Origin of the sequence: Amycolatopsis sp. M39 (assembly GCF_001651785.1) — a bacterium.
In the GTDB taxonomy this organism is placed as follows: Bacteria; Actinomycetota; Actinomycetes; order Mycobacteriales; family Pseudonocardiaceae; genus Amycolatopsis; species Amycolatopsis rubida.
Window position 1 is genome coordinate 860,385 of record NZ_LWSF01000001.1, and the last position, 16,307, is coordinate 876,691.

16 protein-coding genes and 1 pseudogene are annotated in these 16,307 nt (G+C 71.4%); 10 read left to right on the top strand and 7 right to left on the bottom strand.

Annotation, left to right across the window (positions count from 1 at the left end):
- Positions 1-154: 154 nt before the first annotated feature.
- Positions 155-1,114 (bottom strand): hypothetical protein, encoded by a 960-nt coding sequence (locus A4R44_RS04075; RefSeq protein ID WP_093577067.1) that lies wholly within the window; start codon positions 1,112-1,114, stop codon positions 155-157.
- Positions 1,115-1,580: 466 nt separating this feature from the next.
- Here A4R44_RS04075 and A4R44_RS48785 point away from each other — a divergent pair, with 466 nt between their 5' ends.
- From A4R44_RS48785 to A4R44_RS04090, 4 genes are all read left to right on the top strand, one after another.
- Positions 1,581-1,724 carry a hypothetical protein gene (locus tag A4R44_RS48785; protein WP_198545147.1) on the top strand — a complete coding sequence of 48 codons (144 nt, stop codon included), beginning with the start codon at positions 1,581-1,583 and terminating at the stop codon, positions 1,722-1,724.
- Positions 1,725-1,786: 62 nt separating this feature from the next.
- On the top strand, positions 1,787-3,949 hold the full coding sequence (locus A4R44_RS04080) for a helix-turn-helix domain-containing protein (protein ID WP_067576381.1): 2,163 nt from the start codon (positions 1,787-1,789) through the stop codon (positions 3,947-3,949).
- Positions 3,950-4,152: 203 nt separating this feature from the next.
- Complete coding sequence (locus tag A4R44_RS04085; RefSeq protein WP_067576382.1) at positions 4,153-4,470, top strand: hypothetical protein; 318 nt, start codon at positions 4,153-4,155, stop codon at positions 4,468-4,470.
- Between the two features lie 314 nt (positions 4,471-4,784).
- Positions 4,785-6,425 (top strand): FUSC family protein, encoded by a 1,641-nt coding sequence (locus A4R44_RS04090; protein ID WP_198545148.1) that lies wholly within the window; start codon positions 4,785-4,787, stop codon positions 6,423-6,425.
- A 501-nt stretch (positions 6,426-6,926) separates the two neighbouring features.
- Here A4R44_RS04090 and A4R44_RS04095 read toward each other — a convergent pair.
- The 4 genes from A4R44_RS04095 to A4R44_RS04110 form a co-directional block, all read right to left on the bottom strand.
- Positions 6,927-7,331 (bottom strand): hypothetical protein, encoded by a 405-nt coding sequence (locus tag A4R44_RS04095; protein ID WP_067576383.1) that lies wholly within the window; start codon positions 7,329-7,331, stop codon positions 6,927-6,929.
- 5 nt (positions 7,332-7,336) lie between these two features.
- Complete coding sequence (locus tag A4R44_RS04100) at positions 7,337-8,779, bottom strand: MDR family MFS transporter (protein ID WP_067576384.1); 1,443 nt, start codon at positions 8,777-8,779, stop codon at positions 7,337-7,339.
- Positions 8,776-8,988 carry a hypothetical protein gene (locus tag A4R44_RS04105; protein ID WP_067576385.1) on the bottom strand — a complete coding sequence of 71 codons (213 nt, stop codon included), beginning with the start codon at positions 8,986-8,988 and terminating at the stop codon, positions 8,776-8,778. The genes A4R44_RS04100 and A4R44_RS04105 overlap by 4 nt, the downstream gene beginning before the upstream one ends.
- Positions 8,989-9,287: 299 nt before the next feature.
- Positions 9,288-10,382, bottom strand: coding sequence for a calcium:proton antiporter (locus A4R44_RS04110; RefSeq protein WP_067576386.1), 1,095 nt, complete (start codon positions 10,380-10,382; stop codon positions 9,288-9,290).
- Positions 10,383-10,726: 344 nt separating this feature from the next.
- On the opposite strand from A4R44_RS04110, the pseudogene A4R44_RS49960 reads away from it, so the two are divergent.
- The 5 genes and pseudogenes from A4R44_RS49960 to ctaD form a co-directional block, all read left to right on the top strand.
- A pseudogene (locus A4R44_RS49960) lies at positions 10,727-10,783 on the top strand (hypothetical protein); the annotation flags it as partial.
- Between the two features lie 53 nt (positions 10,784-10,836).
- Positions 10,837-11,307 carry a hypothetical protein gene (locus A4R44_RS49965; protein WP_232791501.1) on the top strand — a complete coding sequence of 157 codons (471 nt, stop codon included), beginning with the start codon at positions 10,837-10,839 and terminating at the stop codon, positions 11,305-11,307.
- Positions 11,304-11,729, top strand: coding sequence for an SPW repeat protein (locus A4R44_RS04120; RefSeq protein WP_067576387.1), 426 nt, complete (start codon positions 11,304-11,306; stop codon positions 11,727-11,729). The genes A4R44_RS49965 and A4R44_RS04120 overlap by 4 nt, the downstream gene beginning before the upstream one ends.
- A gap of 5 nt (positions 11,730-11,734) precedes the next feature.
- The gene (locus A4R44_RS04125) at positions 11,735-11,986 is read left to right on the top strand and encodes a hypothetical protein (RefSeq protein ID WP_067576388.1); all 252 of its coding nucleotides are present in this window, start codon (positions 11,735-11,737) and stop codon (positions 11,984-11,986) included.
- Between the two features lie 102 nt (positions 11,987-12,088).
- Positions 12,089-13,792 carry a cytochrome c oxidase subunit I gene (gene ctaD, locus A4R44_RS04130; RefSeq protein ID WP_067576389.1) on the top strand — a complete coding sequence of 568 codons (1,704 nt, stop codon included), beginning with the start codon at positions 12,089-12,091 and terminating at the stop codon, positions 13,790-13,792.
- Positions 13,793-13,811: 19 nt separating this feature from the next.
- Here the strand turns inward: ctaD and A4R44_RS04135 are convergent, their stop codons facing one another.
- Together A4R44_RS04135 and A4R44_RS04140 are read right to left on the bottom strand one after the other, a co-directional pair.
- Positions 13,812-14,177 carry an RNA-binding S4 domain-containing protein gene (locus A4R44_RS04135; RefSeq protein WP_009076800.1) on the bottom strand — a complete coding sequence of 122 codons (366 nt, stop codon included), beginning with the start codon at positions 14,175-14,177 and terminating at the stop codon, positions 13,812-13,814.
- A gap of 7 nt (positions 14,178-14,184) precedes the next feature.
- Positions 14,185-15,114, bottom strand: a complete 930-nt coding sequence (locus A4R44_RS04140) for a hypothetical protein (protein WP_067576390.1) — start codon at positions 15,112-15,114, stop codon at positions 14,185-14,187.
- Between the two features lie 343 nt (positions 15,115-15,457).
- Here A4R44_RS04140 and A4R44_RS04145 point away from each other — a divergent pair, with 343 nt between their 5' ends.
- Positions 15,458-16,177, top strand: coding sequence for a YafY family protein (locus A4R44_RS04145; RefSeq protein WP_232791488.1), 720 nt, complete (start codon positions 15,458-15,460; stop codon positions 16,175-16,177).
- Positions 16,178-16,307: the final 130 nt, after the last annotated feature.

Consider the following 16,307-nt stretch of genomic DNA (forward strand, 5'->3'; position numbering starts at 1 on the left):
ATTCGCCCGGACTTGGACAGATCTTGGACAGGTTCTGCCCGCCGGTAGCGCGGCGCGGCGCGGCGGCGATCCCGGTGCGGTCGGAGGACTCCCGAGCGGGAAGGGGAATCGCGATGATCACGCACTGACCGGCTCCGGGCCCGGCCGGCGGGGTTCAGCCGGCCGGGCTCCACCGGATGCCGTAGGCGAAACCGGGCGCGAGACGGTCGAACCGCAGGTGCACCTCGCCCGAGCCGTCCGGGCTCACCACGTCGCCGCGTGCGCCCAGATCGCGTGCGTCGTCCTGGAACACGCGGTCCAGCCGCACGATTTCGGTCGGCGGCGCGGCCGGGAAGCGCACGTGCAGGTCGAACCGGTCCACCGGATGGCGCGGCACGCACACGTAGTGCGGATGCCGGAATTCCGCGCGGAACCGCAGCGCGAGGTCGTGCGTTTTCCCGCGCGGCAACGGTTCGGCCAGCTGCAGCGCCAGCCCGACCCGGTCGCTCGACTCCATCGCCCGGCGGACCAGCGTGCCGCCGTGGAAGACGTCGACGTCCAGATCGCTTTCCCGCACCGGGCCGGAGGTCGCGGACGTGGTGGTGAGGGTGAGCGCGAGGTCCAGTTCGGCGATCTCGTCGGCGTCGGCGACGATCCGCCGGAACTCGAACACCTCGGGCCGCTCCTGGTCCAGCGCAAGGGACACGCGCAGCAGTTCGGTGTGCCAGCTGCCCTCGGGCGCGGGCCGCCCGCCGCCCTCGCGCGGGCCGGCGAGCGCGAGGTGCGCGACGTGCTCGATGCCCTCGTCGATGCGCCGCCGGATCGTGCGGTCGTCGCGGTCGAGCTCGCGCGCGGCCCAGTGCACCCGCTCCTGGTAGAACGGCTTGCGCGCCGGCTCGAGCATCGCGAACGCCGCGAGCACGGCGATCCGGAGGTCGTCCGGGAGCGTCTTGGCCAGCGGCTCCAGCACGTGCGCGAGCCGATCGCGGATCTCGACGTTCTCCGCGTTGCCGGGAATCCCGCACACCTCGCGCAGGACCGGGCCGACCCGAATCCCGAGCGGAGTGGTGAATACGCCGCGCCCCTTCCGGAGAACTTTCAATTCCGCGACCAAGTCCGCCGCGTTCGGTTCCACCCGTTCCTCCCTCGCGTCTCCCCGCCCGCAGCCACTGTTGCGCAATGCGGGCGCCGATGTCCAGCCTCGTCCGCACCCGGCGCACCGACTGTGACCGGAATGATTTCCCATTCCGCATCCGGCTGGTGCGACCGGGTTTATCCGCGGCGGAAATTCGCTCGGATGGCGCCTTCCCGAAACGGCGGGTGACTGTTCTCGCCCATGCTGCCTGCGAACGGTCAGCTGCCCGGCTCGCGATCTCGCAACCTGCGCCCGAGCCGGACCGGTGCGCGGGCTGGTCCCCGGCTTGCCGCGGCCGGACGTCTTTCGCCGCGGCGCGGGCGATCCCGCTCCGGCGTTGCCTCCGGTACGCCGTTCACGCGATTAAGGCGGAAACAGGAAACTCCTTCCCCGAATGCCGCGAGCTCCCGCATTCTCGGGACAAGCCGCTGATCAGGCAGGCGGAAATCCTCGGAAGGAGCTTGTCGTGAAGGTCGTCTGTTCGTTTTCCCTGCTGGTGCGCGCCGCGTTGTGGCTCGCCGGGGTCGCGCTCGTGTCCGGACTCGCCCTCGGCCAGCCGGGCGGACCGGCTCCGGCCGCGGTGCCGGTGCCGGTGCGGACCGCGCCGTGAGAAAACCGCGGCCCGGCGTCTGCCGGATCGTCATACTGGGAGCGAGAAGAAGGTGGGGGCGGATGACAGCGCGCGCGACGTTCGGAGCGGAACTGCGGCGGCAGCGCACCTCGGCTGGGCTGTCGCTCACCGAACTGGCCGGACGGGTGCATTACAGCAAGGGGTACCTGAGCAAGGTCGAAACCGGCCTCGCTGCCCCGAATTCCACACTTGCGGCATTGTGTGAATCCGAATTCGGTACTCCAGGTGCGCTTACCGCACTGGTTCCCGCGGAAACCGGAAAACGCCGGACCCGGCCGGACGTCCGCCCGTCCGGCCTTCCCCCGGTGACCGCCGAGTTCACCGGCCGCGATGCGGAATCCCGGGCGGTGCGCGAGATTCTCGAGTCCGACGGCGGAGTCTGCGTCATTTCGGGGATGGGCGGGGCAGGCAAGACGGCACTGGCGGTGCGGTGCGCGTACCGGCTCGAAGCCTCCTTCGCCGACGGCAGCCTCTTTCTCGATCTCCGCGGCACCTCCGGCGAACCGGTGACGCCGGCCGACGCGCACGACCGTCTGCTGCGGATCCTGGAGGTGCCCGCGGACCGGATCCCGGCCGATCCCGACGACCGCGCGGCGCTCTTCCGGACTTGCCTGCGCGGCCGGAGTTTCCTGCTGGTGCTGGACAACGCGGGCAGCACCGGGCAAGTGCGCCCGCTGCTGCCCGCGGAACCGAAATGCCGGGTCGTGATCACCAGCCGCAGCCGGCTGCCCGCATTGGACGAAGCCGAGCACGTCTCGCTGGGCGTCCTCCCTTCCGCCGCGGCCGCCGCCTTGGTCGCGGTGCTGACCGGCGCGACCCCCGACGCCGCTCGGCGGATCGCCGACCGCTGCGGCCGCCTCCCGCTGGCGATCCGGATCGCCGCGGCTCGCCTGCGCGCCCACCCGGCGTGGGACGTCGCGGAACTGGAACGCCGCCTGGCCGACGAGACCCGCCGCCTGGGCGAACTCGACGACGGCGAACGAAGCCTGGCTGCCGCCTTCGGGTTGTCAGTCCGCCAATTGGAGCAGCCGGAAGCACGGCTGTTCGGCTTGCTCGCCCTGCACCCCGGCCCGGACTTCGACGTCACCGCCGCGCAAGCGCTGGGCTGCCTGGACGCGGTGGAGGCCGAACGCCTGCTGGACCGCCTGCACCAGGCGTACCTGCTGACGCAGCCGGAACTGGGCCGGTTCGGTTTCCACGACCTGGTCAAGGTTTTCGCCGGCTCCGGCGTCGCAGGCGAGGACGCTTTCCGCCGCCTGGCCGATTTCTCGGTGGCGACCGCGGAACGCGCCGACCGGGCGATGAGCGGCCCGCGGTACCGCCCGGAAGTGACTTACCCGCCTGGGCTGCCGAAGGTGGAATTCCCGGACCAGGACAGCGCGATCGCCTGGTTCCGTGCGGAATGGCCGAACCTGGTCGCGCTCTGCCGCCGGACCGGGGAGTCCGAGCGCTGCTGGCAGCTGGCGTTCTTCCTGCGCGGATTCTTCTACCTGACCAAACTGTGGGACCCGTGGATCGCGACGCACCGCTGGGCACGCGCCGCCGCCGAGGCCGTCGGCAACCGCTGGGCCGCCGCGACGACCGCCGCGAACCTGGGAATCGCCTACGTCGATCGCGGCGATCTGGACGAGGCGTCCCAGTGTTACCGCCAGGCCCTGCGGGAGTACCGGGAAATCGGCGACCGCCACGGCGAAGCGACCGCCCTGGCGCATGCCGCTTGGGCTGAGCACTACCGGGGCAACCACGAACAAGCCCTGCGCGATCTGCGCTCCGCGGCCGATTTCTACGAACTGACCGGCAACCGACGCAGCGGCGCCATCACGACGCGGGGTGTCGCCCTGGTCCTGACAGCGTTGGGACGGCCTGCCGAAGCCGCCCGTCTGGTCGAGGAAACGCTGTCGGTGTTCGAGGAGCTGGGGCTGGAACTGGACGTCGTGATGGGGTTGAACTGCCTTGGCTGGGCGAGGTTCCGTGCGGGGGATCATCCGGACGCGCAGTCGGCCTACCGAGAAGCGGCGGCCCGCGCGGAGGCCTGCGGCAGCACGCACGAGGCGGCACGGGCTTACCTGGGTTCGGGGAATGTCGCTGCGGCGCAAGGGATGGCGGAGGAGGCCGCTGCGCAATGGGAACGGGCCGACGCGGCCCATCCGGACCTGGACCCGGTGACAGTGGGGGAGGCGGCTGCGCGGGCTGAGTTTCGGTGAGGCCACTCGCCTTTCCTGTCCTGCTCTTCTGCGTGCGGCCTGCTCTTCTGCGTGCGGCGGACGGGCGCTGCCTTCCGCGGAGGGGCGCTGCCTTCTGCGGAGGCGACTGGGCCGAGGTCGGCGCGCCGGGTCTGTCGAGTTCGGACCCACCCAGGCGGGCGGGTGAACCGCCGGTCTGGCTCGTGAGATCCGCGGTTCCGGGCGTGCCGGTAGAAGCGACTGCCGCGCTGCGGACAGCGGGCGAGTACGGCGCCTCCATCGTCGACAGCCGAGTGCTCGCTGCGGCGATGCGCGAGGGCTGGGTGTTGCGGGGGGTTGGCGTGGCTGTGGTGTTCGGCGGGGTTGAGCGGCGGGCTGGCGTGGCTGCGGTGTTCGGCGGGGTTGAGCGGCGGGCTGGCGTGACTGCCGTGTTCGGCGAGGTTGAGCGGCGGGCTGGCGTGGCTGCGGTGTTCGGCTGGGTGGGCGGTTCTCTGTCCGCAGGGTTAGCGAGCGGGCAGGAGGGCTGGGTGTTGCGGGGGTGAGCGGTTGTTCTCTGTCCGCGAGGGTTAGTGGGCGGGGCACGGGGAGGGGTTGGGTGTCGTGGGGATGGGCGGTGGTTGGCGTGTTCGGCGAGCTTGGCGGTTGTTCCCCGTCCGGAGGGGTGGTGATCGGGGCACGAGGGCTGGCCGTTGCGGGCATGAGCGGCGAGGCCGCGTCCGGCGGGCCTGGCAGCGCCTCTCCGTCCACCGGCGAGGCGTTTCGACTGCGGAGCGAACCCGCGCCGGGAGTGTGCTCGCGGTCTCTGCCTGGCGTGGCCGGGCTTTCGGGGCAGGTGGCGGCGTGTTGGGATGGGCGGATGGGATCGTCGCCCGAGCCGGTTGAGCAGTTGCCTCGCGTGGCGGGTTTCCGGGCGTTGATGTTCGCTTTGCCGCCGGTCGGGCGGAGGTGGTCGGCGGGGTTGCGGGCCGCGGCCGCGGTGGCCGTGCCGGGGATCGCGCTGGTGCTGGCGGGGGCCTCGGCCTCGGCGTTGTTCGTGACGCTGGGGACGTTCGCGGTCTTGTACGGCGAAGGGCGGCCGTACCGGGTCCGGGCGGGCGTCGTGGCTTCTGCTGGCACCGGGTTGCTCGCAGCGGCCGCGTTGGGTGCTTCGGTGGGGACCGTGGTGCCGCCGGGGCCGGTGTCGGTGCTGGTGGTCTCCGTGGTCGCGGTGCTGGCGACCTACGTCGTCGACGCGTTGCGGCTGGGACCGCCGGGGCCGTTGTTCTTCGCGCTCGTGTGCGCGGGTGCGCAGGCGGCGGTCGAGGCTGGAGCCCGGCCGTGGGTGGTGCTGGCGTGCGCTGCGGCGGGGGCCGGATCGTCGGTTGTGGTGTCGATGGCCGGGGTGCTGGCCGACCGGGCCAAACCGGAGCGGACAGCCGTCGAACGTGCGGTGCGGGCCGTCGACGCGTTCATCTCCGCCGAACGGAAGACGGCGGAGGCCCGGCACGCCGCCGGTGCCGCGGTGTCCGCGGCATGGACTGCGCTGCATGACGCGGGACATCCGCGCCGGGGCACGCGACCGGATCTGGTGGCGACCTTGCTCGCCGCCCACCGGCGGTTCGCGGACGCTTCGCCGGGCGAGTCCGTCGAGCTGCCGCCGGGGAAGCTCCCGTTGCCGCGACCGAACCTCGGGTACCGGCTGTGGCGGGCGGCTCCGTTGCGTTCGCATGCCGCGTTGACGGCGTTGCGCGTTGGCGTTGGGTGCGTGGTCGCAGGGGAACTGGCGGTGGCAATCGGGTTTGGACGGCCGCATTGGGCGGTGCTGAGCGCGCTGGTGGTGCTGCAGCAGGGATTGGACCGGCGGCGGGCGAATGTCCGTGCGCTGCACCGGTTTGTCGGGACTGCGGCCGGGCTCGTGCTGTTCGGATTGGTGATGATGGTCGCGCCTTCCGGGGTCGTGCTGATCGCGATCCTGGCGGTGCTGCAGTTCTGCGTGGAGCTGGTGGTGCCGCGGAATTACGCGGTGGCGACAGTCGTCATCACGCCGCTCGCCCTGCTGGCCGCCGGGGTCGCCAGCCTGCCGGGCCCGGTGTGGCCCGCGGTGGCGGACCGTTTCGCGCAGACGGCGATCGGGGTCGCGGTGGCGGTGGTCGTGCAGTACGCGGTGGTGCCGCGTGCGCATCGGAAGNCGGAAGACGTTGGACTGGACCGGATCTCGGGTTCGCGCCGCTGCCCGCGCGGTGCTGGCCGGCGCGCCGGTTCCGCGTGCGGCTGCGCGCCGGGACCTCCAGTTCGAGCTGGAAGGCGCGACCCGGGCAGGGGTGGATTCGGCGCACAACGAGCCCGGCTGGGCCGCCGAACGCTGGCCCGCCCACGCGGCCCTGGTCCACGACGGCTACGACCTGCTCCAGGCCTGCTGGTCCGCGCCGGACGGCGGATTGCGGGACGTCGAACGGTGGGAGCGTGCGTTCGGCCGGTGAGACCGGGACGCCTGCCCGCCCGGATGGCGGCGCGGTAGGGCGAGATGGATTCTCCGGCGAGGGTGTCTGGTGTTGTGCGGGTGGTGGGCGGGATTGCCTGGTGGGTGTGGGGGTGTTCGCGAGGGTGTCTGGTGTTGTGCGGGTGGTGGGCGGGATTGCCTGGTAGGCGCGCGGGTGCTCGGCGGGATTGGCCGGTGGATGGGCTGATGCTCGCGAGGGCGCTCGGCGATCGCGCTGGTGCTCGGCGAGACTGCCGGTCGGCTCGTGGCCCGCGCGAGGCGGAGTGCTGGCCGGGGCGGCACAGATGCTCGGCGGACTCCTCCGGGGGAGGTCTGCGGTCATCGCCGCGGTTCGGCGGGCCTGTTCGCGGCTGTCTCGCGAACGGCGGGCGCTGGCCCGGCTGGCGCACCGGGCGGAGTTTCTCCGTCGCTCGGTGGCAGATCGTCCGCCTCGGGCGGCTCGAAGCCGGCCGCGACCGGGCACCGGTCATCAGCGCAGGCTCCGAGCCGCTGGCTTCGTCCTGAATACCCCGCAGCCGGTCATCGAAGACGCAGGGCCGCCTCGATCTCCTCCTGCTCCGCCTCGCCGGGGACGATCGTCAGCGGGCCCGCGACGTCCAGCAATCCCGGATGCCGGACGGTCCAGCTCAGCACCGGCAGCGAGTCCTTCGTGAGGTCGTGTGCGGACGTCACGGTGACCCCGGGCGTCGGGCCGCAGGCGACGAGATCTGCGGACGGGCCGCGGCCGTCGCTGTGGCAGAGGGCGGCTCGGCCGTCGGCGGACAGGGCGAGCAGCGCCGGGGCGCCGGCGGCGGTCCCGGCTGGCAGGACGTGGTCGTAGCCTGCCAGCCGGCGCATGATCAGCCGGTGGACGCGCCGGCCGCGGATGCTGGTCATGGACGCGGTGTAGGTGCGGGCGACGGCATCGAGCCGTTCTGGGTCCACCGGGGTCAGGCCTCCTCCTCCGTTCGTTCCGGGCGGGGCGACCGGACGAACCAGGCTCCGACCACCGCGGCCACGCCGATGCAGCCGGCGACGACGAACGCCGTCTGCAGGCCGTCGGAGTCGGGGCTCGCCGCGGCGTGTCCGGCGCTGCTCAGGGTCGCGACGCTGATGAACACCGCGGTGCCCAGCGCGCCGGCGACCTGTTGGAGCGTCGAGAGGATCGCGCTGCCGTGCGAGTAGAGGTGGTCGGGCAGCGCCGCCAGCGATTCGGTCATCAGCGGCGTCATCATCAGGCCCAGTCCGGCCATCAGGACGACGTGGATGCCGATCACCGCGATCAGCGGAGAACCCGGGCCCAGCAACGAGAACAGCCACAGCGAGACCGCCATCGCGAGCGCGCCGGGCAGCACCAGCGGACGCGCGCCGACCCGGTCGAACAGGGCGCCGACCGGACGGCCGAGCAGGCCGAGCACCAAACCTCCGGGCAGGACGGCCAGGCCGCTGACGAACGTGGACTTGTGCAGGACGGTCTGCAGGTACAGCGGCAGCAGGATCGCGCCCGCGCCGATCAGGCACATGAACAGCAACGCGCTGAGCCCCAGCGCGACGACGAAACTGCGGTGGGTGAACGGCCGCAGATCGAGCAGGGCGCGGTCGCGCTGCTGCAGGCGAAGCTGCCGCCAGCCGAACACCGCCAGCGAAACCACTCCGACGACGATCGGCAGCCACGGCGGCACCAGCGCGGTCTCGGCGGATTCGCCCGCGGACGACAGGCCGTACAGGACTCCGCCGAAACCGACGGCGGACAGGACGACCGAGAGGACGTCGAGCGGAACCGCGCGGGTTTCGCTCTCGATCCGCAGTTGCAGCATCCCGGTGAGCAGCGCGGCCAGCGACAGCGGCAGCACGATGAAGAACATCCACCGCCAGCCGAGCGACGACAGCACCGCGCCGCCGATCGTCGGGCCGATCGCGGGCGCGACCGCGATGACGATGCTGATCGTGCCCATCGTCGCGCCGCGGCGCTGGGCGGGCACGAGCCGCATGACGGTGGTCATCAGCAGCGGGATCATCACCGCGGTGCCGCACGCCTGCACGACGCGGCCCGCCATCAGCAGGCCGAAGCCGGGCGCGACGCCGCACAGCAGCGTGCCGAGGCTGAACGAAGCGAGCGAGAAGGCGAACACCTGCCGCGGCGTGAACCGTTCGAGCAGGAATCCCGTCGTCGGGATCACCACCGCCATGGTGAGCAGGAAGCCGCTGGTGAGCCACTGGATCGTGGTGGTCGGGACGGAGAGGTCGACGGTGAGGTCGCGCAGCGCGACGCTCAGGATGGTCTCGTTGAGGATCATCACGAACGCCGACAGCACGAGCACGCTGATCAGCAGCCCGGGCTTGGCGGGCGGCCGTGCCGGAGCCTCGGTGACGGGGGAGGAGACGCCGGTCATGCGCGCACCTCGCGGCCGGAGGCACCGGCGAACTCAGGGGTCACGAGCCGGGCGGCGGCGCCTCGGACGCTCGCGAAAGCGACGGGCGCGCCGCCCGCGGCACGGACGAAACGGGTGCCGGCCGGGGCTGCCGGCCGGACGCCGGGGAAAGCTCTGCGCGCGGCTTCACCGGCCGCAGCGGACGGGTTCGGGGACTGCTGGATCTTCACCTGGCCAGGATACGGATGAGCACCGACAAAACCGGCGTCCTTTTCCTCCCGCGGCCCGCGCCGGCGGCCCGCCCAAAGCCTCGGGAAGCGGCGGAAAAAGCCGCTTGACCAGCGATCGGGCAGTGATCGCGGTAACGACAAGCGAATCAGGAATCTCGTTCGCGGGCTCGGGGCGATCAGCTGGGAGCACGGAGCACGACCGAGCTGTCCGTGAGGGGGACCCTGCGGGAATCAGATTCCCGCAGGGTTCCCCACGGACCTCCGCGGCACCGGCGGAGGCCGCCAGCCCCACGGCGAACTCACGGATTCATCGCCAGCACCAGGAATCCCGCGAGCAACACCAGATGCACCCCGCCCTGAAGCCGCGTGGCCCGTCCCGGTACCACCGTCAGCACACTGACGACCACCGTGAGCGCGAGCAGCACGATGTGCGTCGGCCCGAGACCGAGCAGCAGCGGTCCCTTCAGCCACACCGAGGCGAGTGCGATGACCGGAATCGTCAGGCCGATGCTGGCGATCGCGGAGCCGTACGCGAGGTTGAGGCTGATCTGCATCCGGTCGCGCCGTGCCGCGCGGACCGCCGCGAGGGTTTCCGGGGCCAGGATCAGCAGGGCGATCACCACGCCCACGAAAGACTGCGGCAGCCCGGCCGCGCGCACGCCGGCTTCGATCGCCGGAGATTCGACCTTCGCCAGGCCGACGACGGTGACCAGGGCGATCAGCAGCAGAGCGAGGCTCACCAAGGTCTTCTGGGCGCTCGGCGGCTCCGCGTGCTCCTCCTCGCGAGTCTCGCCGTCGTGGTCGACGGGAAGGAAGAAATCGCGGTGGCGGACGGTCTGCGTCATCACGAAAGTGGCGTAGAGAACCAAGGACGCACCGGCCGCGAAAGCCAGCTGCGGCCCGGAAAACGCCGGTCCGGGGGTGCTGGCGGTGAAGGTCGGCAGCACGAGGCTCAGCGTCGCCAGCGTGCCGACCGTCGCCAGGGCCGCGCCGCTGCCTTCGGGGTGGAAGCGCGTTTCCCCGTACCGGCGCGCGCCCACGAGAAGCGACAGCCCGACGATGCCGTTGGTGGTGATCATCACCGCGGCGAACACCGTGTCGCGCGCCAGGGTTTCGGCCTTTTCGCCGCCGGAAGCCATCATCGTGACGATCAGCGCGACTTCGATCACGGTCACCGCGACCGCGAGCACCAGCGAGCCGTAGGGTTCGCCGACCCGGTGCGCGACGACCTCGGCGTGGTGGACCGCGGCGAGAACCGTGCCCGCCAGCGCGATCGCCACCAGCGCGACCGGCACCGGGCCGAGGGTGCGGCCCCAGGTGAGCGCCAGCAGGACCAGGGCGACCAACGGCAGCAAAGTGGTCCAGGACAACAGATAACCGCGGACGCTCGCCATGCGCCCACCCTGGCATACCGGACCCCCGTCGCCGGGCATCCCGTCCGCGCGGGGGAGTGTCGCGTCCGAAGTGGACACTGCCCGTCGCCCGGCCAGCCATGAAATTCACTCGTTCGGCGTAGTGAATGCAGGGTTCCGCAGATCGGTGCCGGGGTACGCGCGGCGGGCAGGGGCCCTCGGCTGGGAAGGAGCCGGAGATGACCCGTGAGACGCGGATTCCCGGCCGCGCGGCCGGCGGCGACGGCGCGGAATATTCGTTCGGGCGCGAGCACCCGCACCTCAATCTGAGTCCGGTGGCGGCACCGTCGATCCTGGGGCTCGCCGGGTTCGCGGTGCCGACGTTCATGGTGGCGGCTGACCTGGCAGGCTGGTTCGGCGGCAGCACGACGACGCCCCTGTTGCTCGCCCCGTTCGCGTTCGCCTTCGGCGGCGTCGCGCAGTTTCTCGCCGGGATGTGGGTGACGCGCTCGCCACCGTGGTTCACGGGGCGTGGGGCGCGTTCTGGATCGGCTTCGGCGTCTACCAGTTGTTCGTCGGCCTCGGCAGGCCGCCTTCGACGACGACGGCGAGCCCGGCCGCGATCGGCTTCTGGTTCGTCGGGCTCGGGGCGATCACCAGGACCGGCGCGCTCGCCGCGCTGGCGGAAAGCCTCGTGCTCTGCATGCTCCTGGCGATCGGCCTGATCGGCGACGTAGACGTCGTGCGCACCATCGCCGCCTGCTTCCTGCTCGCGTCCGCGGTACTGGCTCGGTACGCGTGCAGCGCGATGGTCCTCGAAGCGGCGCACCACCGCGTGGTCCTGCTGATCGGCCCGCGCCCGCCCGGACCACGACAGTGCCGTTGCGCCAGGCGATCCAGTTCGATCACGGCGAATCGGGAATCAAGGCCGGGCAGTGACCCCGGCGAGGAGGTGACCACGGAATGAAGATGAGCATGGCGCTCACCGCGTTCACGCCGCGGGACCGGAAGCTGCGGGAAAGCAGACTGCCGCTCACGGCCGAGTTCCTGGCCGGGGCGTGGCTGGTGTTCGCGGCTTTCGCGTACAGCTACTCGTTCACGTTGTCCGCGACGGCCGGGTTCTGGAACAGCCTGGCGTGCGGGATCGCCGTGGCGGCGGTCGCGCTGGTCCGGTTCGGCCTGCCGGAACGCGCGCGGTGGCTGGGACTGGTCAATGTCGCGATCGGCTTCTGGCTCATCGCCGCGCCTTTCGCGTTCGGCTACCCGGTCGACGGCCACCGCGACGCGATCCGCACGAATTCGCTGATCGTCGGCGTGCTGCTGGCGATTTTCTCAGTGATCTCGGTGACCGTCGCCTACCGCAGGCACAGCGGCGACTTCCGGGAGTAAGGAGAATGTACTGGCCGGTGCTGGCGGTGCTCGCGATCGGCGTGCTCGCTTTGGGCAGCGCGGGACTGCGTGCGCGCAAGGCGAGCACGCCCGCCCGGAAGGAGGCGCTCGTCGGGGCCTGGCTGGTGGCCGCGTCGGGCGTGGTGTGGTGGGCGTCCGCGCCCGCCGCCGGGGCGGTGTTCCTGGTGATCGGCGCGGCCGTGGTGTTCGGTGCGGCGTTGACGAACGGTCAGCTGCCGTATCGCCGGGACAGCTGACAGAGCCTGGGTTTGCCGCGCGCAGCGGCCGGTTACCCGCCGTGCGTGAGGCCGGGCCGCCGTGGGCTGCCCGGCGATCGTCGGGTGCGCGGGAGGTCGGTCATGACGCAACTGGAGCCCCGGCCGGCGGTGATCGCCGCGGCGCCGCACCGGGGCAAGAAAGGCTCGGTGCTGCTGGGCGTCCTGCGCACCACCGACCACAAGCGGATCGGGCTGCTCTACCTCGGCACGTCGTTCGCGTTTTTCCTGGTCGGCGGCGCGATGGCGCTGCTGATGCGCGGCGAACTGGCCCAGCCGGGGCTGCAATTCCTGTCGCAGGAGCAGTACAACCAGCTGTTCACCATGCACGGCACGATCATGTTGCTGCTGTACGCGACGCCGAACGTGTTCGGATTCGCCAATTTCGTGCTGCCGCTGCAGATCGGCTCGCCGGATGTCGCGTTTCCGCGCCTGAATGCGTTTTCCTACTGGCTGTACCTTTTCGGCGGGTTGATCGTGCTGAGCGCGTTCCTCACGCCCGCCGGGGCGCCGGATTTCGGCTGGACCGCCTACACGCCGCTGTCGGACGCCGTCCACAGTCCCGGAGCCGGCGGCGACCTGTGGATCATGGGTCTCATCGTGTCCGGCCTGGGAACCATTCTCGGCGCGGTCAACATGACCACGACGATCCTCTGCCTGCGGGCGCCGGGAATGACGATGTTCCGGATGCCGCTGTTCACCTGGAACATCTTTTTCACCGCGATTCTCGTGCTGATCGCGTTCCCGATCCTCACCGCCGCGCTGTTCGCGCTGGAGGCGGACCGAAGGCTCGGCGCGCACGTTTTCGATCCCGCGAACGGCGGGGCGATCCTCTGGCAGCACCTGTTCTGGTTCTTCGGCCATCCCGAGGTGTACATCGTCGCGCTGCCGTATTTCGGGATAGTCACCGAAATCATTCCGGTGTTCAGCCGGAAACCGCTCTACGGCTACCGGATGATGGTGTTCGCGACGGTCGGCATCACCGGATTGTCGGCGACCGTGTGGGCGCACCACATGTTCGCGACCGGCGCGGTGCTGCTGCCGTTCTTTTCGATCATGACGTTCCTCATCGCGGTGCCGACCGGGCTGAAGTTCTTCAACTGGATCGGCACGATGTGGAAGGGGACGCTGTCGTTCGAATCGCCGATGCTGTGGTCGGCCGGATTCCTCGTCACATTCCTGCTCGGCGGGCTGACCGGAGTGCTGCTGGCCGCGCCCGCGCTGGACTTCCACATCACCGACACCTATTTCGTGGTCGCGCACTTCCACTACGTGCTGTTCGGCACGATCGTGTTCGCGACGTTCGCCGGGATCTACTTCTGGTTCCCGAAGATGACCGGCCGGATGCTCGACGAATCGCTCGCCAAATGGCACTTCTGGACCACGTTCATCGGCTTCCACACGACGTTTCTGGTGCAGCACTGGCTCGGCGCGGAAGGAATGCCGCGGCGGTACGCGGACTACCTGGCCAGCGACGGGTTCACCGTGCTGAACACGATTTCGACCATCGGCGCATTCGTTCTCGGCGCTTCGGTGCTGCCGTTCATCTGGAACGTGGTGAAGAGCTACCGCTACGGCGAGAAGGTCAACGTGGACGATCCGTGGGGCTTCGGCAATTCCCTGGAATGGGCCACGTCGAGCCCGCCGCCGCGGCACAATTTCACCGAGCTGCCGCGGATCCGCTCCGAACGGCCCGCCTTCGAACTGCACTATCCGGACATGGTGGAGCGGATGCGGGAGGAACAGCACGTGCGTCGGCGGCGGGACAAGGCGAACTCGGGCGCCTGACCAGGGCGCCCCGAGCGGGTCACCCCTGCTGGCGGCGGAATTCGTCCAGCACCCGGCGTTCCCGCTTCGTCGGACGGCCCGCGCCGCGCTCGCGGCGGGCGACCGGGATCGCCGCTTCCGGCGGCGGCTTCGGGGTGCGGTCGATGAGGCAGGTGGCCGCGACGGCCGCGCCGACCCGTTTCTGGATCACCTGCACGACCTCGACCACGCGGGTCGTCGTCCCGATCCGGGCCCGGACCTCGTCGCCGGGCACGACCGAGGTCGCGGGTTTCGCCGGGCGGTCGTTGACGCGCACGTGCCCGCCGCGGCAGGCGGCCGCGGCGTCGGCGCGCGTCTTGGTCAGCCGGACCGCCCAGAGCCAGCGGTCGATCCGCGTCGATTCCATGGGTCCATCATGGCGGGTCCCACTGCCAGCGCAGGCCGAGGATCCCCGGAGTGACCGCCGCCGACACGACGTGCGCGGGAAGGCCCTCGGTGATCGGCAGCTCGGCGACGGTCGTTTCCGGCCCGGCGGGGGAGTCGAGGCGGTAGGCGTGGCAGGCCCGCGGTTCGAAGCCGGGCGCGAAGTGCAGTTCGAGCAGGTGTTCGTGCACGGCGTTGCGGAACCGGCGCTCGTAGGACCAGTCCGGGCGGTCGTCGGTGAACTCGAATTCGTACTGCGCGATCGCGGTTTCGCCCCGGTCCAGTCCGCGGCCGAGGACGAGTTCGCACACCGTGAACCCTTCTTCGGCGAGGGTTTCCGTGCGCCCGGGCGAGCAGTAGCGGGTGCGCACCAGCCGCGGCGGGCAGCCGGGGCCGACGCCGTGCGCGGTGACCAGCCGGATGTGCGTGTCGTCCTCGGTCGCGCGGACGACCTCGCGCACTTCCAGCCGGTGCAGCCGCCGGTCCGGGCCCACGTGCACGGCCTCGTGAAGACTGACGACCACCAGCGAAGTCCGGTACGCCGTCTCGAACGAGTTCAGCACCCGCAGCACGGCGTTCCGGCGTCCCCACAGCCGTTCCCAGCGCACGACCGGGACCGGCGGCGGTTCCGGATCGCGCTCGATCAGCCCGGTCAGCGAGCCCGGCGGCAGGTCGAGCACACCCTCGAGGATCCGCACGGCGACGCGCGAACGGGCACGGGCGGGCACCGTGCGGCCGGTCCGCCAGTAGCTGAGAGTCGTGGTGCTGACCGCCGCGCCCGCCGCGGCGAGCCGGTCGCGGAGCCGGTCGAGGCCGAGCCCGCTGCGGTCGATGGCCAGGGTCAGGGCACGGCTGAACGGCCCGTCCGCCAGCGCGTCGGCGAGCCGGTCCGGCTGGGTGCCGGGACCTGTCGAGAACACCTGCGTCCTCCTCGGGTCGTCCCCACCCATTCGCCTCCGGAACGGACGGCGGCGCAACCCGTCGAAGGTCGGGTCTCGGCCGGTCAGCACGGTTGCCCGGGGCCGGAGGCCGCGGCGTCCCCGCCGGACCGGGAACGGGCCGGCCCCCTGCGCCGACCCGCCCCGGCGGTCCCCTCGTCCCCCGACGAACGAGGGGACCTCGCCGGTCCGCCGCCCTCACCCGGACGGACCGGCGCCGGTCGCGGCTCCCGCGAACGGAACAGCGCAGCTCCGCCTTCGTGACGGCGGTCGCCCGCAAAGCCACCCGATCGGGTGATGGTCCGCAGGTTCGTGGGCTGGCCGGGTGAATCGCGCGGACCGGCTGTACGCGCTTGTCGAGGAGCTTCGGCCGGTCACACCGCGCACCCGGACCGCGGCGTGGCTCGCGTCCCGGTTCGAGGGCGACCTCGGCGGTTTGTGCGAGGCCAGGCGTCCCGATCTGGACCGAACCCGGCCGGACTGGCGGCTAGGGGCTCAACCGCGAACGGACCCGCCACCGCTCGCGCCGGAGGAAGCCATCGCGATCACCGTCGTGCTGCGTTCGGCCGCCGGTTCGCCCTTCGCGGGCGCGGCGGAGCCGACAGCGGCGCGAGGTGCTCGCGCGGCTGCCGTCCGACGTCCGCGACGGGCGAACAGCACCTCGCCGCGGCTGCACCGGGTCGGCGAGCCCGAACCGCCCGCTGTCCACAGCGGACTGATCCTGACTGCTCTCGCCGCACGGCGCGTCCTCCGATTGTCGTATGGGGACGCGAAAGGCCAGAAGACAGAACGCGACGTCGAGCCGCTGGGCCTGTTGTGGGGCCTGGCGGGCTGGTACGTGCTCGGCTGGTGCCGCTTGCGCGACGCGGTGCGCGGCTTTCGGCTGGACCGGATCCGCGCCCTCGCGCTGACCGGCGGCCGCGTCGAGCGCCGCGAGGTCGAACTCCCGCGGATCCCCGCCCTCTGGTGTCGCATGGGGAACGAGGACGCCTCGCTCGCGCACCGGCGCTCACCGCCGGTGCTCCGGTGCCAAACCCCGGCCTAGACCCGAGGCGTCCAGCGCGACGTCGGAAACGTGTTCGTCCCGCGCGCTTTCGTCGTCGACGGAACCGAACGGCTCGTCTCGCGGAACTGGACGATCGCTTCGCCGGACGGCCGGACGGCCCGCGCGAATG